16 protein-coding genes are annotated in these 18,082 nt (G+C 44.4%); 9 read left to right on the top strand and 7 right to left on the bottom strand.

From position 1 onward, the window contains the following. Positions 1-496: 496 nt before the first annotated feature. Positions 497-1,177, bottom strand: a complete 681-nt coding sequence (locus HQN88_RS32030) for a TetR/AcrR family transcriptional regulator (RefSeq protein ID WP_173119951.1) — start codon at positions 1,175-1,177, stop codon at positions 497-499. 136 nt (positions 1,178-1,313) lie between these two features. Between HQN88_RS32030 and HQN88_RS32025 the strand changes: the two genes are divergently transcribed. From HQN88_RS32025 to HQN88_RS31995, 7 genes are all read left to right on the top strand, one after another. Next, positions 1,314-2,666, top strand: a complete 1,353-nt coding sequence (locus HQN88_RS32025) for an MATE family efflux transporter (RefSeq protein WP_173119949.1) — start codon at positions 1,314-1,316, stop codon at positions 2,664-2,666. Between the two features lie 303 nt (positions 2,667-2,969). Beyond that, on the top strand, positions 2,970-3,482 hold the full coding sequence (locus HQN88_RS32020) for a MarR family winged helix-turn-helix transcriptional regulator (protein ID WP_246320578.1): 513 nt from the start codon (positions 2,970-2,972) through the stop codon (positions 3,480-3,482). 50 nt (positions 3,483-3,532) lie between these two features. Further along, entirely contained in the window at positions 3,533-3,901 is a 369-nt protein-coding gene (locus HQN88_RS32015) for a VOC family protein (protein ID WP_173119947.1), read from the top strand. A gap of 59 nt (positions 3,902-3,960) precedes the next feature. After that, entirely contained in the window at positions 3,961-4,545 is a 585-nt protein-coding gene (locus HQN88_RS32010; RefSeq protein ID WP_173119945.1) for a TetR/AcrR family transcriptional regulator, read from the top strand. 317 nt (positions 4,546-4,862) lie between these two features. Further along, positions 4,863-5,576: an SDR family oxidoreductase gene (locus HQN88_RS32005; RefSeq protein ID WP_246320577.1), complete on the top strand. Its 714-nt coding sequence runs from the start codon at positions 4,863-4,865 to the stop codon at positions 5,574-5,576. Between the two features lie 59 nt (positions 5,577-5,635). Continuing rightward, complete coding sequence (locus tag HQN88_RS32000) at positions 5,636-6,844, top strand: MFS transporter (protein WP_173119943.1); 1,209 nt, start codon at positions 5,636-5,638, stop codon at positions 6,842-6,844. A 476-nt stretch (positions 6,845-7,320) separates the two neighbouring features. Then, positions 7,321-13,230, top strand: a complete 5,910-nt coding sequence (locus tag HQN88_RS31995; RefSeq protein ID WP_173119941.1) for a galactose-binding domain-containing protein — start codon at positions 7,321-7,323, stop codon at positions 13,228-13,230. Positions 13,231-13,368: 138 nt separating this feature from the next. Here HQN88_RS31995 and HQN88_RS31990 read toward each other — a convergent pair whose 3' ends face one another. The 5 genes from HQN88_RS31990 to HQN88_RS31970 all read right to left on the bottom strand — a co-directional run bounded on the left by HQN88_RS31990 (position 13,369) and on the right by HQN88_RS31970 (position 16,939). Beyond that, positions 13,369-13,686 (bottom strand): thioredoxin family protein, encoded by a 318-nt coding sequence (locus HQN88_RS31990; protein WP_173119939.1) that lies wholly within the window; start codon positions 13,684-13,686, stop codon positions 13,369-13,371. 32 nt (positions 13,687-13,718) lie between these two features. Next, positions 13,719-14,834 carry a peptide-methionine (S)-S-oxide reductase MsrA gene (gene msrA, locus HQN88_RS31985; protein WP_173119937.1) on the bottom strand — a complete coding sequence of 372 codons (1,116 nt, stop codon included), beginning with the start codon at positions 14,832-14,834 and terminating at the stop codon, positions 13,719-13,721. Between the two features lie 27 nt (positions 14,835-14,861). Beyond that, a complete protein-coding gene (locus tag HQN88_RS31980) occupies positions 14,862-15,416 on the bottom strand; it encodes a redoxin family protein (protein WP_173119935.1) in 555 nt (184 codons plus the stop codon). A gap of 15 nt (positions 15,417-15,431) precedes the next feature. Next, on the bottom strand, positions 15,432-16,148 hold the full coding sequence (locus tag HQN88_RS31975; RefSeq protein WP_173119933.1) for a cytochrome c biogenesis CcdA family protein: 717 nt from the start codon (positions 16,146-16,148) through the stop codon (positions 15,432-15,434). A gap of 221 nt (positions 16,149-16,369) precedes the next feature. After that, entirely contained in the window at positions 16,370-16,939 is a 570-nt protein-coding gene (locus HQN88_RS31970) for a TetR/AcrR family transcriptional regulator (protein ID WP_173119931.1), read from the bottom strand. A 122-nt stretch (positions 16,940-17,061) separates the two neighbouring features. On the opposite strand from HQN88_RS31970, the gene HQN88_RS31965 reads away from it, so the two are divergent. Beyond that, positions 17,062-17,385: a metal-sensitive transcriptional regulator gene (locus HQN88_RS31965; protein ID WP_173119929.1), complete on the top strand. Its 324-nt coding sequence runs from the start codon at positions 17,062-17,064 to the stop codon at positions 17,383-17,385. 79 nt (positions 17,386-17,464) lie between these two features. Here HQN88_RS31965 and HQN88_RS31960 read toward each other — a convergent pair whose 3' ends face one another. Further along, entirely contained in the window at positions 17,465-17,623 is a 159-nt protein-coding gene (locus HQN88_RS31960; RefSeq protein ID WP_173119927.1) for a hypothetical protein, read from the bottom strand. A gap of 246 nt (positions 17,624-17,869) precedes the next feature. Here HQN88_RS31960 and HQN88_RS31955 point away from each other — a divergent pair, with 246 nt between their 5' ends. Then, the gene (locus HQN88_RS31955) at positions 17,870-18,070 is read left to right on the top strand and encodes a copper ion binding protein (RefSeq protein WP_173119925.1); all 201 of its coding nucleotides are present in this window, start codon (positions 17,870-17,872) and stop codon (positions 18,068-18,070) included. Positions 18,071-18,082 lie beyond the last annotated feature (12 nt).

Below are 18,082 nucleotides of genomic sequence, written 5' to 3'. Positions count from 1 at the left end.
ATCGTGGCTCGAGCCCATTTACAACCTTCTACAAGAGCACCTTGCCCATTGGTAGATCCTATAGTTAGAATTTAGTAGCCTTGGCAGTACAAATCGCTCCCCCCAAGAATCTGGTCATGAGATCATTATTTGAAAAGGTGGTTCACAACATTCTTTACATGGTAATTTTTAGTGGTTCATGACTTTCTTTTTTTCACCTTTGTCACGTGCCGCGGCAAACCCAGTAAAATCAACAAAATTAGTTCACGACTTTTATATCACCTGACACTGAGTGAGATATATCTCACTCAGGATCTTTTTTTGATTTCATAAAAATATATCTATTGCACCATTTGCTCTAAATTTGGCTGTACCACGTTGGAAACAACAGTGCTGTTGCAGCACTCATCAAACCGCCGCTAAAGACAAAGAAAACAAGTGCAAATATTAACGATAACACTTAGTGTTCAGTGAATACCGCCCCTCCGAAAATCGGATCGGCATTTTGCTTTACATTCTACTTTTCCTGTTCCTTTATCACTTGCTCAATTCCTAACAGGATCAGCTTCAAGCCGAACTCAAACGATCGGTCAGTCCCCATCAGCTCGAACTGCCCGCTCTTGAACATCCTCCGGAATAGTCCTGCATCCGCCTCACTCATGGCGTCCAGGAGGCGATCCATCTCCCTCTGCGGAAACTCTCCCTGCTCCTTAAGGACAGCCGCTACATTTCGCTGATGCTCATAATCATCAAGAACGAAGTAGAAGACATAGTTCATGACCGTAAGGATCGCTTGTAATTGATGCTCTTGCTCAAGCGGGGTCGATTCCATGCAGAGCAGCATACGGTTGGTGAACCGGATAATATCCGGCTCGTGGGGAAGCGTAAGCATCATCAGCTGCGTGGAACAAGGGTACCTGCGCAACACATCCCGTGTTGTTATCGCAAACCCTGTTAGCTGCACCTTCCAATCTCCCTTGCCGTCGAATTCATCCAAGGTTATTTTTGATATCTGGTTGGCCAATCGTTGGTAGAGATCTTGCTTGCTCTTGAAGTACCAATACAGAGAGGGAGCCTGGATTCCTAGTTTGTCGGCCAAGCGTCTCATACTGAATTTCTCGATACCATCTGTCCCAAGAAGCTCCCACGATGTACTCAAAATCTTTTCCTCAGAAATCTGAGGCTGCTGCTTTTTCATCGTTACTCACCTTTCCATCTAACAGTGTAAGGTTTTCCTTTACAGGTCTATAGATTCATGATATCATCTAACACTGTAAGGCACAACCTTACAGTGTTAGAGTAGAGGTCAAATACACGATGAAAGTAGTGATCATATGGATGCAGAAAACCTCCATTTTTTTGAGAAAGCTTCAATCGCCAAAGCCGTAGCTCATTTCGCAGTTCCCATGATGCTAGGCACGTCAATGAGTGTTATCTATTCCATCTTGAATGCCTATTTCCTTGGCACGCTTCATAATACCGCTATGTTAACTGCACTCGCACTAACCTTGCCATTATTCGCGGTCATTATGGCGTTAGGTAACTTGATTGGCATGGGCAGCGGTACATTCATCTCCCGTTTGCTAGGGGAGAAAAAATACGAGGATGTCAAACATGTATCTTCATTCGCCTTTTACAGCAGTTTAGTTCTCGGTCTTATCGTGATGGCTGTCAGCCTTCCAATGATTGATTCAATCGTTCGTAGCTTGGGAGCAACAGCTGAATCCTTCGCATTCACCAAGGACTACGTCACAATTATGCTGATTGGTTCGCCAATCGTCGTATTATTCTTCACGCTGGAGAATATCGTTCGATCGGAGGGAGCCGCAATCACGTCGATGACGGGGATGATTCTGAGCGTTGTCGTGAATATTATTCTTGATGTGCTCGTTATTTTCGTGTTCCATTGGGGCGTAAAAGGCGTTGCTTCTGCTACGATCATTTCTAACTTGGTTGCGATTGTCTTCTACGCCTTCCACATGAGAAGTAAGAGCCAATTCTTAACGATCTCCTTAAAATGGTTCAAGGCTACCAAAGAAATTGTGAGCAATGTATTCAAAATCGGAGTTCCCGTCTTTATTATGAGCATTTTCCTGGGTGCGATGTCGCTCATCTTTAACCATTTTCTTGTTGAATATGGGGATCCGGCAGTAGCAGCTTTCGGAATATCGTCGCGACTATTGCAATTTCCCGAATTTATTCTAATGGGACTATGCGAGGGTGTCGTGCCGCTCATTGCCTTTTCGTATACGGCGAATAAATTACGCATGAAGCATACAGTTGGATTTACGATCAAAGTGATCGTGGTGTTGGCCGCCGTGTTCGGCGTCATCGTCTATTTAATTTCCGACCACTTAATCGGATTATTCACGAATGACCCGCAATTAATCGAGATGGGCAGCTACATCCTGCATGTAACGTTCTTATCCCTATTTATTACGGGTATGACCACGTTGTTTACAGGGATCTTTCAAGCAACGGCGCAAGGGACCGCCGCATTCATTATGTCCGTTATTCAGGGGATTACTCTGATTCCTGTGCTCTATTTAGCCAATCGAATGAATGGCTTTCACGGTGTAGTCTGGTCGCTCGTCATAGCGGATGCCGTCGCGTTCCTTGTTGGTGCTATTATGCTGTATATTCTGCGGAACAAATTGCAGCCGGATTTGGATAGTTTAGTACAGTAAGAAACATAACTTGCAGAAAGACATGGCGTACGCAAGTCGCTATGCTCAGGCTTACCATACCGGGAGGAATGGTAAGCTTCCTTTTTACCCATCGGACTTGCAACACCATGTAAATCAATCTCGCCATGCTAGACGCATCAGTGCTTGCGTTGGCGCTTGTCCAAAACAGTAATTTCGAGGGAGGTTATTCGCTACTAGGAGCAAATGATGTACGAGTATTCGTCGCCTAAGGCGAAAATCGCTAAGGTGTAACATTATCATTATACAAAATTGTGTTCATAATTAGTTGCGATAGCATCCTATTTGTCATATACTAAAATTAGTTGCAATAACATCCTATTTAAAGGGGGAAATACACTGGGTCACCAATGGAGTCAAAATGACGGAGGTAAACCATCAGAATCACATGGCCAATACATCTCAGCCATATACCGCCATATGCAGATAGCGATCTCAGCGGAGTTAGCGGCATATCGAATTGGAAGCGGGCAATATATTTTTCTAATGGCAATCGCGTTTGGTCAGCCAATTACACAGAAAGCATTGAGCGAAAAGCTGCTTATTGATAAGACGACAACCGCGAAAGCAATTTCTAAGCTAGAAGTAGAAGGCTATGTACGGAGGGAAGTCGACACCGCGGACAACCGCTACCAGTTGTTATATTTGACGGAAGCGGGACATGAGGTAGTACCAAAGGTACAGGAAGCTCTGGCTCATGTAAAAAATAAAACCCGAAAAGGCATGACAGACGAAGAGTATGACAAGATGTTAAACCTGTTGAAAATCGTGCTTCACAATTTGACCGAGCAGGAGTAGACGCAGGATTGTTCGGAAATGAGTTAATAAATGTGAGGAGGAGAACTATAATGAAAGCTATTCCTTTTATCGTTGTGGAAAATTGTAAGGATGAAATCAACTATTATCAGAGCATTTTTGGTGGCGAAATCGTGATCTTACGCAAACAGGGAGAAGAAGTGCTTAACGCGGACCTACATGTAGATGGCGCAATCCTTAAATTTGCTGATACATTAGCGGCAAAACCAGCAGTGAAAGGCGATTATGTGAGAGTGTTCGTGAGCATCGAGAAAGAGGAAGCGTACCGAACAATCTATAGAGAGCTTGCAGCCAATGGGGCTATTAACGTAGACATGTATGAAGCACCATTCAACGGACTGCTAGCCATTGTTACGGATCGAAACGGCGTTTGCTGGGTATTGTCCTATTATCGAAGTTAGTGCATTCTTGACTGACCGTTCTTAAACGTGTATGATAGCTAGGAAAGGAGGTTGTTAGGATGGCGAGACCTAAAGAGTTCGATCAGGAAGCCGCGCTAGATAAAGCGTTGGAGGTGTTCTGGGAGAAAGGTTACGAACGAACATCGATTCAAGACTTGGTGGAACGTACAGGTGTTCATCGTGGTAGCTTATATGATACGTTCGGGGATAAGCATAAATTATTCTTAACTTGTTTGGATCGGTTCCGAATGGTTGCGAAGGAACGTGTGTATTACATCTTGGAAGAAGAAGGCGAACCCAAAGAGGTATTGCAGCGCTTCTTTACGAAGCTGATCGATGTTTCACTAAGCGATGAGAATCAGCGCCGCGGATGTTTTGTGGCAAACACGGCTATGGGAATTGCTAACACGGATCCCGTTATATCACTGCGTGTAGAAGCTCATACACTCGATTTGGAAACGACATTCTATCATTTCCTGATTCGCGCGCAACAAAAAGGAGCACTCAAGAGTAAGTTTGGGATTCGTGAACTTGCACGGTTTCTTGTAAATACAAGACACGGTCTGCACGTTATGGCCAAAACAGCAACAGATCGCAAAATGCTGGAGGATGCAGCGGCGGTGGCTATGTCGATCTTAATGTAAGAAAGATCATAGCCGTCGGCATTTATTTGTCGTTTTTGGAATGATTGTTCTTGAATAAAATTCGTTTTTCATCAAATACTATACAGATAAATCAGTGGAACTCAATTATGATGGGGAATGGTTATAAATAGTTATTGACCGATCGTTCTTGAATTGGTATGCTGTATGACGTAGGGAAGATGAAAGACGATGGATAAGGGCGAAGGCTAATTACGCCCTGAGATGTAGGAGTTTCATAGTCAACAAAAAGGCATTTTTTTAGCCAATTAAAGAATGGTCATTCTTTAATAATGAAAATATGAATTGGAGGCATTACAATGTTGAACATGACAAATCAAATTGCGTTAGTCACAGGAGCGAACAGGGGGCTTGGCCGTCAATTTACGCTTGAACTGATTGCTAGAGGGGCTAAAGTGTATGCGGGTGCTAGAAATCTTGAAACTGTAGATATTCCTGGTGCCATTCCGATTCAATTAGATATTACGGATCCGAAATCTGTAGCCGCGGCTGCTGAAGTAGCAAAGGACGTGACGTTGTTAATTAACAACGCGGGGTCATCAACCGGCGCGTCATTGCTCGAAAGTGACTGGGATAACATTCAACTAGAATTCGATACGCATGTGTTCGGTACACTCGCCATGGTTCGTGCATTTGCACCGATTATTGAGCGAAATGGTGGGGGAACCATTCTGAATGTACTCTCTGCCCTATCCTGGTTCAGTATCGGGGACGCTGGAGCTTATACCGCTGCTAAATCGGCAGAGTGGGGATTGACTAACGTGCTGAGACTGAATTTAGCTCCTCGCAACATACGAGTTGCCAGTCTGCACGTCGGGTTTATGGACACAGATATGACTGCGAATATTCAAGCGCCAAAAGTTAATCCTACTGATATCGCCAGAATTGCTATTGACGGCATTGAAGCCGATAGCTTGGAGATCGTAGCTGACGATACGAGTCGTAAGGTGCAGAAAGGCCTTGCAGGTGGAGTGGCAAGCTTGTATCCACAGTTATTTCAGACTCAGGAGTAAATTAGTAATCGATTAGTTCTAAACAAGGTATGAAAATACTAATGAAGGAGGAAAGATGAATGAAAACATTGTCAACGAAAGCGGCCTTCTGGGCCGTAGCTTGGATATTAACAGTCAGCTTGTGGGCAAGTACAGCTCCTTCGATTGTATTTCCTATTTATGCTTCGGAATGGCATCTTTCGAAGGCAGTAACGACAGGTATTTTTGCAACATATCCGATCGTGCTTATTCTGGTCCTCATTATCTTAGGGAACATTTCGGACTACATTGGCCGTCGAAATACATTGTTAATCGGGCTTATTTTTCTACTCATAAGCGCATTAGCTTTTGCTTCAGCACCGAATGTGTTTTGGCTGTTTGGTGGTCGAATACTGCAAGGTATTGGAGTTGGGCTGACAGCAGGTTCTGGTGCCGCGGCACTTGTCGAATTTAATCCGAAGTCCAATCAGAAATATCCTGGATCCATTAATACAATCACACAAGCTAGCGGGTTGTTTTTCGCAACGATTATCGGTGCCATTCTCATTAAATATGCCCCGTCGCCGCTGCATTTTAGTTACTGGGTTTTAACCGCTATTGTGTTGATTAGCATGATCTTATGTTTCTTCATTCCGCAAAATAAAATTGTTAGGAAAACTGGTTGGAAGCCGCAAGGTATTCAAATCCCGCCAGGACAATGGGGTCTATACGCATTAGCTGCATTAGCAGTAGGCACGGGTTTCGCGAATGGTGCAGTCTTTTTGTCGCTAGGCGCTCAAATTGCACGTGACGTCATTGGAACGAATGACATTCTTATTATAGGAACAGTGCTGTCGATATCATATTTGCTTGGCGCGGTTAGCGCAACGATTGCAGGGCGCTTGGGTCCTAGAACGTCGATCAGAGTTGGGATGATTTCCGCCTTTTTGACCGTGATTATGTTAGTTGCCGCTTCGGAGTTGCATTCCTTTGTGCTATTCTTCATCTCGTCGATCCTCGGTGGGCTTGGCTATGGTTTCTCTGCTGCCGGAGGAATTGGTATTGTCGTAATCAACGCATCTGCTCAATATCGCGTACAGTTTATCTCTGCGGTACTGGTTGTCGCTTATTTGTTCCAAGGCCTCAGCGCATACGGTGGCGGGGTGATATCGACGGCATATGGTTTTAGTAATGCGATTTGGATTCTAGCTATCGTTGTGGCTTTCCTTGCCATCCTTACCTTATTCCTTTCGATGAAAAACCGCATGGCAATGGTGCCAACACCTGTTACGCCTAAACCGATTGGATGATATATAAGCATGCAAAATCCCCTTTAATATACACTCAAAAAAACCTTATGAACATAAGGAGTGAGTGAAATTGAAGGGGATACTTTGCGTGCGAAACGTCATTTTAGACATTTACAAAAAAAATAAAATATAGATCATACATAAAAACTATCGCTATATAGGCAATAATACCCATCAATTTACATGAGTTTGTTTGAGGGTATGTACACGCGATGAGACTGCGTACATCTAGAATTATTGTCTCAAGCTCGGCTGAAATAATGAACCGAAAATTATATTTTAATGCTTTCCATTTAGGCATAAATTGGACTAGTAGGCCCGACCCTTAGGTAGATGTGCTCATTGTTTTATTTTACCAGTGGATAATATAATCAGGCTGTGAAATACAGTCGACAAAATTCGCATGGAAACGTGGACAATGACTGCATGCACAGTTCGAACCCCATAGGGGCAACATCTAAGGAGGATAAATCGGTATGGCTTTACAAGCTAGAAGTATTCGCAAGAAATTTTTTAAGATTATTTCTGTATTGATCGCTTCATCCATGGCACTTAGCGTATTTAGCGTGTTACCTACCCCAAAGGCGACTGCCGCAAAGGCTGCTGCTAGTTCGCATCTCATTTCGTATGAGGGAGCAACGTACGCTTCATCGATGGAGGGCGGATTAACGCCCGATAAGGCGGTAGATGGCGTCACGGACTCCCGCTGGGGAAGTAGCTTTAGTGCAGATCCACAGTGGATTTATGTTGACCTTGGTGCTAAGGCAACCATTGACCAAGTTGTTCTTCGCTGGGAAAACGCCTATTCCAAATCCTATAAGATTCAAGTATCCGACGATGAGGCGCAGTGGAAAGATATTTACGTAAATGCTGCCGGTGACGGGGGCGTGGATACGATTGCTCTAACAGGATCTGGGCGTTACGTTCGTATGTTGTCTCTCGAGCGCGCAGGGAATTATGGCGTTTCGCTCTATGAATTTGAGGTTTACGGTACAGGTGGAACTAACCCTCAGCCCATAGTTCTTGGTGAGGATGTTGCTTTAAATAAACCAGTTGTCGCTTCCTCCTACCAAATTGCTGAGAAAGACAAACCACTTATGATCCCGCAGAATGCTATAGACGGGGATATGAAGACGCGATGGTCCTCCCACGATACTAGCGATGAGTGGATATATGTTGATTTAGAAAGCGTTCACACGATCGGACGGATTCGTTTGCAATGGGAAAATGCTGCAGGTAGAATTTACGACCTTCAAGTATCTGATGATGCCGTCAATTGGAAGACGATTTACAGAGAAGTGAATGGGCGAGAAGGTTTAATGGATACGCAGGTCTATGCCAGTGGCCGCTATGTGCGAATGAAAGGCATTAGTCGGACGACTAGCTTTGGTTACTCGCTATTCAATTTCTCCGTGTATGATTACGTGTCAGGGGATCCTCAACCAACGTATACCATTCCGACACTGCCAACTGCTTCTACAGTAAACGTTGGAAAGGGTAGTTATTTGACCAATGATGTTTCAATGCCACAGCCTAGACCGCCGGTCAATAAAATGGATGATGTCGCTGCGCCGATTGCTTCCAACGATTGGTGGCAGTCCGTATTGATTAAAGATTTGAGTGACAGTTTGATCACACTACCGCTTAAATCCAAATATACCAATCAAGGTCTTAGTATCCTGAACCCTGGCGCGGGCTGGGTGGATGAGAGTGGGAACTCGCAGTATGCAGGCGGAGATCCCGATGTTTACTTGATGTCTGGCAATATCAGTGCCTCCCGCATTAAGAATAAAATATCCGGGTACAGCGACTGGGCTGCTACTGTCGTATTAAGTGACAACGAGACCGAAAAAATGAAAACAACGTTCGTCAAAGGTTCACCTTATCTTTACTCCGAGTTCAGCGATCCATCAACGCCGGAATTATACTTTCCTGCTACAACGCGGTTTTTCGATGACCGCAACAACGAGATCCTGTCGTCTGAAGGCGCTTCTGTAAAAGCGGACCATATTGGTTTCACTGTTACCAACAAGGATGGGGCTCCGAAACCCCAAACCGTAACCCGAAACTACGGTGTGTTCGCACCGGAAGGTTCAACTTTTACGAAAGTCGGGGGCAAAATTAAGGTTCGATTAGGTAATGAACAGCATTATTTGTCCTTGGCTACGATTCCTGAGGCCGGTGATTTGAACTACTTTTATCAACATGCTTATGCTTTCGTCACAAATACGACAGTCACTCCGAGTTTTAGTGAGGATACGTCGGATGTCACGACCAAGTTCGATGTGATGATTGATCAGAAGCGGGCAGATTTGGCTCCAACAACTTTGATGACATTATTGCCGCATCAATGGAAGTTGACGGATTCATCACTTACGAATCTTACGTATTCGTCCATTCGGGGTACATTGAAGCTGCATGAAGGCAACTCCTTTACCACGGTAGACAAATTCAACGGAATTGTGCCTCAATTTACAGAGCCGAGTGATCCATCATACTCACGTACTGCTCTGTTAGAGCAATTGGACTTCCTAGATGAGTCGACCTCCAAAAACATCATGGCAGGCGATGCGTACTGGCAAGGAAAAGTTCTTCATCCTTTGGCTATGGGTGTATTGATTGCCGATCAAATCGGCGATACCTATTATAAAAATGTTTTCCTTAGCAGATTGAAAACGATTTTGACCGACTGGTATACGTATACGAAGGGCGAACCGGAATACTTTATGTATTACGATCCTACCTGGGGTACTATGTATTACAAATCCAGTGAATTTGGTGCAAACACAGGTTTAACGGACCACCATTTTACGTATGGTTATTATGCGTTCGCTTCCGCCATCCTAGCCACGTATGATCAAGATTTTAAAGACAATTACGGCGGCATGGTTGAGCACCTTATTCGTGACTATGCCAACCCATCCAAAAACGATCCACTCTATCCATTCCTTCGCAACTTCGATCCGTATGAAGGCCATTCATGGGCTGGCGGGTATGGGGACAATAACAGCGGGAATAACCAAGAAGCAGCGGGAGAGGCACTCTTCGGTTGGGTCGGGGAATACATGTGGAGCTTGCTTTCTGGCAGCAAGGCAGATCGCGATATCGCCATTTATGGCTTTACGACCGAACTAAAAGCGGTACAGCAATATTGGTTCAATTATGACAACGACAACTGGCTGCCAGGGTTTAAGCACAAATCGGTCGGTCAAGTATATGGAAGTGCATATAATTTCGGTACATTCTTCAGCGGTGATCCTGTTAATGTATACGGCATCCACTGGCTGCCGACTGGTGAATATTTGACAAGCTATGGCTTTGATACACAAAAAGCTGCAGATTTGTACAATGGCTTCGTGAAGGATAATAAGGGGCCTGAGACGGCTTGGCAGCATATTGTTTGGCCAATCCAGTCGCTTAGCGATTCACAAGGCGTTCTGAACAAATGGACGACGGAAGGTACACAGAAGAACGAAATTTTCGATACCTATTGGTTTGTACATAACATGGCTACTTTGGGTCAGCGCTCCAACGAGATCTGGGCAACAGGCTGGTCGAGTGCAACGGTGTATAAAAAAGGAACTACTTACTCATCGATGATCTGGAACCCGACGAACGCACCTGTTACGGTCACTTTCCGCAACGCAGCTGGTATAACCGGCTCTGCCATTGTAGGGCCAAAAAGCCTTGTGAAAGTTGATCCTACGAAAGTTAGTGACAGGAATCAAAAGATAGCTCCACCATTAGCGCCGGATTCTTCACAGAATACGTCGGGTCAAGCAATCGAATTGACTTATGCCGATAATGAAGCATGGAGAAACGCGATTAACACGGTAAAAGTGAACGGAAGCAAGGTGGATACTTCAAAATATCACGTAGCACCAGGTAAAATCACCTTGGATTCCAGCTTATTTGTCGAGGAAAACAGCTATATCATTACGATTTCAGCTGACGGATATCCGGATGCTGCGATTGAGCAAAATATCATTACGAGCTCTACGGTTAACCTTGCGTTGAACAAACCAACCCTTACTTCGGAGAAATCGAACAAAGCTGGTTCCTTCGCTGTAGATGGCAAGTTGGATACACGTTGGGAGTCTGATTTCAACGATCCACAGTTCATTACTGTCAATCTGAAATCAGCATATAAAATTAGCCATGTACGCTTGAACTGGGAAAATGCCGCAGGCAAAAACTATACCGTTCAAGTTTCTAAGGATGGGGAGTCATGGACAACCGTATACACTACAACGCGCGGACATGAAGGGATCGATGATATTACATTCCCAGCAGTGGATGCAAGATATGTCAAAGTGGACGGTACGAAACGGACAACGCAATACGGATACTCCCTTTGGGAGATCGAAGTATTCGGCACCCCTTCAGGTGCTCTGGATACACCTGACCTAACGGCAGATACGACTATGAATAGAGTTGGTCAGCCAATTGACATCACGTTTAACACAGATGCGGCTTGGAGTAGTGCGATCAGCGCTGTGAAGGTCAATGGAAACGTACTGAACATGGGTCAATATAGTGTTGCGTCTGGAAAAATTACGTTGGATGCTTCTGTATTCCCTGAGGTCGGCAGCTATGAGATTGCGATTGAGGCAAAAGGGTACACGACGGCTGCCGTTCAGCAAGTTATCATCACGAGCTCAACTGTGAACCTTGCGTTAAACAAACCGACATTCACCTCGGTAGATCAAGGACAAGCAGGCAGTAAAGCGGTTGACGGAAACAAGGATACAAGATGGGAGTCGGCGTTTACCGATCCTCAATTTATTACGGTTGATTTGGGCTCAGAGCACACCATAAGCCGTGCGCTTTTGAACTGGGAAAATGCCGCAGGTAAAAGCTATACGATTCAGGTTTCCACAGACGGAGCCAATTGGAAAACGGTTTATACGACAACTTCGGGTCAACCAGGTATCAACGACATTTCATTCTCACCAGTGAGTGCTAGATATGTGAAGATGAATGGTACAGCACGGACCACGGCATATGGCTATTCGTTGTGGGAGTTTGAAGTATATGGCAACCCATCGAATGCGCTAGCAGCTCCTACACTGAACGCAGATACTACGTTGAATAAGGTCGGTCAACCGATTGAAATCACCTTCGCGGATGATGGGGTATGGCGTAATGCGATTAACGCGGTGAAGATCAACGGAGCGATTGTGTCTGCTGCTCAGTATAACGTAGCATCTGGGAAATTGACTTTGGACGCATCCTTATTTGCAGAGGCTAACAGCTATACGATCAGCGTTCAGGCATCAGGCTACAACGATGCTATCGTGCAGCAGGAAGTGACTACAAACACGAATTTGGCTCTTAATCTTGCTTTGAACAAACGGACGATTACCTCCGAGAATCCGCTTCAAGGCGGGAATAAAGCGGTGGATGGCAATAAAGGTTCTCGTTGGGAGTCAGCTTTCAGCGATCCGCAGTTTATCACGATTGATTTGGGCGTCGAGCATGTCATTAACGCTGTGCGCTTGAACTGGGAAAATGCAGCGGCAAAGAGCTATACGCTGGAAGTTTCCTTGGATGGCGTAACATGGAAGACGGTCTATGCGACAACAACAGGTAAAGCTGGAACCGATAATCTTACATTTGCTCCAGAGAGCGCAAGATATGTGAAGATGAACGGTACGACACGAACAACGCAATATGGCTATTCGCTTTTTGAATTTGAAGTGTATGGCAGCGCCGAAACGGCACCAACAGTACCCGTTACAACACCTGTTCTAACGGCAGATACAACGAAGAATACGGTAGGTCAGCCGATTGAAATCACTTATGTAGAGGATGCAGCATGGCGTGAGGCGATCCAAACGGTGAAGGTCAACGGAGCTGCGTTAAACACAGCGAACTATACCGTATCACCGGGGAAAATCACCCTAGACGCTTCCTTATTCACTGAACCTGGTAACTACGTGATCAGCGTTCCGGCGACCGGATTTGGCGAAGCTTCCGTTCAACAGGTTATCACGCCGAACTTGGCAGTTAATCTTGCTCTGAACAAGCCGACACTCACGTCGGAGAACCCATTGCGAGGTGGCAGTGATGCGGTGGATGGAAATAAGGGCTCACGTTGGGAGTCGGCATTCAGCGATCCACAATGGATCATCGTTGATCTGGGAGCAAATGTCTCGATTAGTAATGTCGTTTTGAACTGGGAAAATGCTTCAGGCAAAGCGTACACCGTCGAAGTATCTACGGATGGAGAGTCATGGTCACCTGTGTATGCAACGACAACCGGAAAAGGCGGCATTGTTAACATTGACTTCAGCCCAGCCAACGCTAGGTATGTAAAAATGAACGGCACGCAACGTAACACGCAATATGGCTACTCACTATTTGAAATGGAAGTATACCAATAAGGGTATCTGTGAATAACTTAAGCTAGTTAACATTGAAAGGACCGGAGACACTTTGTAAGAAGTGCTCCCGGTCCTTTTTGACCACTAAAACGCGGTCGCTCATCCTCGAATGGCTTCGATAGAAGGTTTTCTCATATATCAGACTAGGGTCTCTAGATATTCTCTAATCTGGCTTGGCGTCTTGGCAAATTTGCTGTGCAAATGAGCTAATTTCTGACCCTTTTTGAAAACTAGCAGGCTTGGTATACCTCGCACTTCATACTGCTCTGCAAGATCTACAAATTGCTCCGAATCAATCGCATAAAAATGCTTGTCGGGGTGTTCAGTGATAATGTCCCCAATAAAACGATCTAAATTCTTACAATCGTGACACCACGTTGCATCAAACTTTAAAACCGTAAAGCTATCATCATTGATTTTATCTTGAAATTGTTCGGAGGATTGTATTCTTTCCATAGTGGTTTGCTCCTTTATATTGAATTTCTTATTCATTCCACAGCTGCACGTAAATATCCATAGCCTTCCTGCTGCATCTTATCCTGTGGAACAAATCGGATAGAGGCGCTATCGATACAATATCGTTTACCGGTCGATTCGGCGGGACCGTCATCAAACACATGTCCGAGATGAATGGCTCCTACACGACTCTTAAGCGCCGTACGAATCAAGTTATAACGCGTATCCTTCTCATAAGTCACGACATCCGGATCAATCGGTCTAGTAAAGCTTGGCCACCCGCAGCCTGAATCGTATTTGTCACGACTGGAGAAGAGGGGTTCTCCTGTAGCGATATCAACGTAGATGCCAGGATCATACGTATTCCAGTATTCATTGGAGAAAGCTTGTTCCTCAGCCCCAAGCACAATGACTTTATACTGAAGATCAGATAATTTCGCTTTCAGTTCTTCGTTACTCGGTCGTGTGTACAAAGTGGGGTCAACTTTAATAGGCTCATCCAGAATGGTTAAATCAACGTGGCAGTAGCCATTTGGATTTTTCACTAAATAATCTTGATGCTCTTCCTCAGCTAAGTAATAGTTCGTTAAAGGCAGCACTTCCGTGACGATCTTTTTATCATATTTCTTCTGTTCACTTGAGATCACTTCATTAATAACGGAGATGTCGCTTTCGTCAACATAATATACGCCTGAACGATAACTAATCCCTGCATCATTTCCCTGTTTATTTAAACTTGTTGGATTGATGATTTTAAAGAAACGTTTCAGCAGGTCGGATAACGCAATTCGTTCCGGATCATACTTAACTTCGACGGTCTCGGCAAACTTACGATCCTCCCGAACAACATCTTTATAAGTGGGATTTTCTCCTATGCCATTCGCATATCCTACAGTTACATCCTGTACACCAGGAATACGTGAAATGTAAGCTTCAACGCCCCAGAAGCATCCGCCAGCCAAATAGATAGTTTGCAGCTTGCTGTTGGAGTAATCAATACTATCATTCGGGTTTTCTGAACGGGTAGTCGTGGGTCCTGTACTTGCTTTTGTAGCTTTCGTTGTAGTTTGTGAAGTGAAACTTGGACTTGCACAAGCTGTTACAAACAGTAGGAGCAGCAAACTACTTATATGAACAAATTTTCTCATTTCATTTCCTCCTAAAAGCTTCGATCATCAATGAATGTCGCCAAAGTTGGTTTGTATCACACTATTCGAGTTATGACCTGGCACCGATTTAGCTAGAATGCCATCAGAACCGATGTAGTACGAGGAAGGATACCCTCTGACCCCGAACTTCTGAGCCCACTTGCCATCTTCATCTAGCAAAACGGTTACATGAGTTCCTGTTTGGTCGGCCTGTAACCCCTTAAACCACTTGGTAAAACGCTCGGAGGATTGCTCACCTCGATAATTGGGGTTAACGATAGTAATCACTTTGAAATCGTTGTCTTGACTAGCCAATTCATCAATTTCATCTAACCCGGCTAAACAGATCGAACACCAAGAAGCCCAATATTTCACATAAACCTTTTCCCCAGCAAAGCTAGCTAGATCTACTTTCTTGCCATCTAAATCTTTCAATGTAAACTGAGGTGCAGCCTGTCCTTTATTTAAAGCAGTTGGCGGTGAATGCTCTGACTGTGCTGCTTGCGTACTTCCACAAGCCGTGAGAACTAGTAGCGTGAGCAAGATAGCTATAGAAACCATCCAATTTCTTTGTATTATCATGATAGAATCGCCTCCCTAGTTAGTTAAAATAGTAGCAAATATATTTAGGTTATTCGTCATCAGTAATACGCCCATCACAATAAGTAAGATACCGGATATGACTTTAATAGCAGGTGTATAGGCATTCAGTTTTCTTAGCTTACTTAATAGTAAATCTGAAAAGATGGAGAGAATTAGAAATGGAATCGCTAATCCAAGTGTGTAAACGAGCATATATCCTCCGCCAACCAGCGACGACCCTTCACTTGCAGAAAGGCTAAGAACAGCAGCTAATATGGGGCCGATACAAGGCGACCATCCGAAGCTGAACGTTAAGCCAAGCAAGAATGCCGCCGTGAAACCCTTCCGCTCACTCGTTGAAATCGTTAATTTTCTCTCCCGCTGTAGAAAGAGCAGTTGGATAAGACCTGTCTGAAAGATCCCGAATATAACAACAACGGCACCACAAAAGACGATAAACGAGGAGCTATTAATAACCGTCCCCAAGGCTCCTGCCCCAAATCCAAGTAGCAAGAAGACGGAAGAGATGCCTAAGATAAAAAATAAGGTATTACCGACCAGATGGGGATGAAGCTTCATCTTTCCTAATCGGATTGCCCTTACGTTACCTCTAGGTGAGACCGCTCCGAGATGAGCCATATATACAGGAAGTAAAGGTAAGATGCATGGTGAGAAAAAAGATAATAATCCAGCAATAAAAACACTTCCGGCAAAAACATGTTCAGTGAACATATATGTAGCCTCCTTCCTGACTTGTTTCTATATAATAGACCGGTCGTCTAGTGAATGCAAGCTTTGTGCTGAAATTAATTTGCGAACGGTTGCTATAAGAGGGATTCAGGCATGTGAGGACGGTTTACATAAAAATTAAAAAACAGCAGATCAGTGGTTACGTTGAACGGCTGTTTTGGGTAACTAGCTAAACATAAAGATGTCTAGTTTGTCTATTTTGTCTAGTAGAGAAGATCGGTAAAAATTGTAGTGATGGTTAGTTCTAGAGGTGCACTGGAGCGGGAGACCTTGCACTGAGCGAGGGCACCTTCGATACTGGCAACGATGTGGGTGGCAAGCCTCGCAGGATCAGAGTTCGTGGAGATTTCACCAGCCTCTTTGGCCTCGGTAATTGTTAATGTGAGCTGTTTGACCCAATTGTCGAGGGCGGCAGCAACAGCGCGCGAAACCAAGTCACTTTGAGATGGCATTTCCGTCGAGAAGTTTCCGAATAAGCAACCTCGCACATATCCATCACGCTCTGCAAAGTCTAGGAGATGATCGATATGGTTATGAATACGTTGAAGCGGGGAAGTGCTGGAACTAGTCAGGAGTTCGATACGATTATTCTTGGTGTATTCAATGACAGTTGCTTCAGCCAACGCTTCCTTACTTGGAAAGAAGTGATAGAAGGAGCCCTTGGGTACGCCTGCGGCCTTGGTGATGTCGAGCACACCAGTCGCTGTATAACCGCGCGAATAAAACAAGTCAAGCGCGGCGGCGATAATCGTGTCGCGAGTATTGGGTTTCATAGGAAATCTCCTTTCTAATACCCCTATATATTAGACCGGTCGTTTATAAAAATGCAACCCCTTTTGTCATTTGCATAGGGTGGGGGGCTATGATAAAATGCAATCAATAGGGAGTGATAGGGATGACGGAGGAGAGCCATTCACACGAGATGTGTGCATCTTCAAGCGAACGAAAGAGTCACCATTCCGATAAAGCCAAGAGTAATCTGATCACGCGATTGAACCGGATCGAAGGGCAAATTCGTGGGGTTAAGGGGCTTATTGAGAAGGATACTTACTGTGATGATGTGCTGAATCAGATTTCATCCATCCAATCCGCGTTAAATGGGGTAAGCAAGCAATTACTTGAGCATCATATGAAAAGCTGTGTCATTGATCGCATTCAAGAAGGCGATGAAGAAGTGATAACCGAGTTATTAACAACGATAAATAAACTCATGAAATAGGGACGGAGCTATCCTACCCACGTACGTAAAAGGACTTCACCATCTCGATGAGGTCCTACGTGTGTTCATTATCACGTGTCTATTTCTTAATAAGGTTCAATTTAAGCGCCTGCTGTTCCGTTAGAATAAACTCCTGTTGAGGCCAAATATCCTCATCTGCATCTCTGCCGAAGAGACGAAGAAGCTCTAGCCAGACCCCTTTTTCTATCGCCTCTGCAGCTGTAATCATGATGTTCATAATAAAACACCTCCTGTGTTTAATTACACGGATCTATTGCTTTTAAAACGAATTAGGCAGGATGTTCCGAATGTGCTTTATGGATAGGATATGCGCAAGGCTATGAATTCATCCACGAAATGTGTGGGAAGATAGGTGGATGCCTATGGTGAACCCTTAAATGTGTTAAGTCTCGGACTTGACTAATATAGGGTAGGGGGGTATACTAAGTTTATTGACGATAACCATAATAAAGGAGAATGAACTATGCAAAATGTAACGTTAAAAGTAGCAGGCATGTCCTGTAACCATTGTGTGAATTCCGTTGAGGGAGCTTTAAAAACGATTGGCGCTACCGGGAAAGTGGACTTAGCAAGCGGTACGGTGAATGTGGATTTTGATGAAAATAAGCTGACACAAGATGCAATTAAAGAAGCGATTGAAGAGCAAGGTTACGACGTCAACTAAAAGAGGTGTAGA

It is taken from the genome of Paenibacillus qinlingensis, from assembly GCF_013204845.1.
In the GTDB taxonomy this organism is placed as follows: Bacteria; Bacillota; Bacilli; order Paenibacillales; family NBRC-103111; genus Paenibacillus_E; species Paenibacillus_E qinlingensis.
Note: the sequence above shows the minus strand (reverse complement) of the source record. Positions and strands in the feature narration are given on the sequence as shown.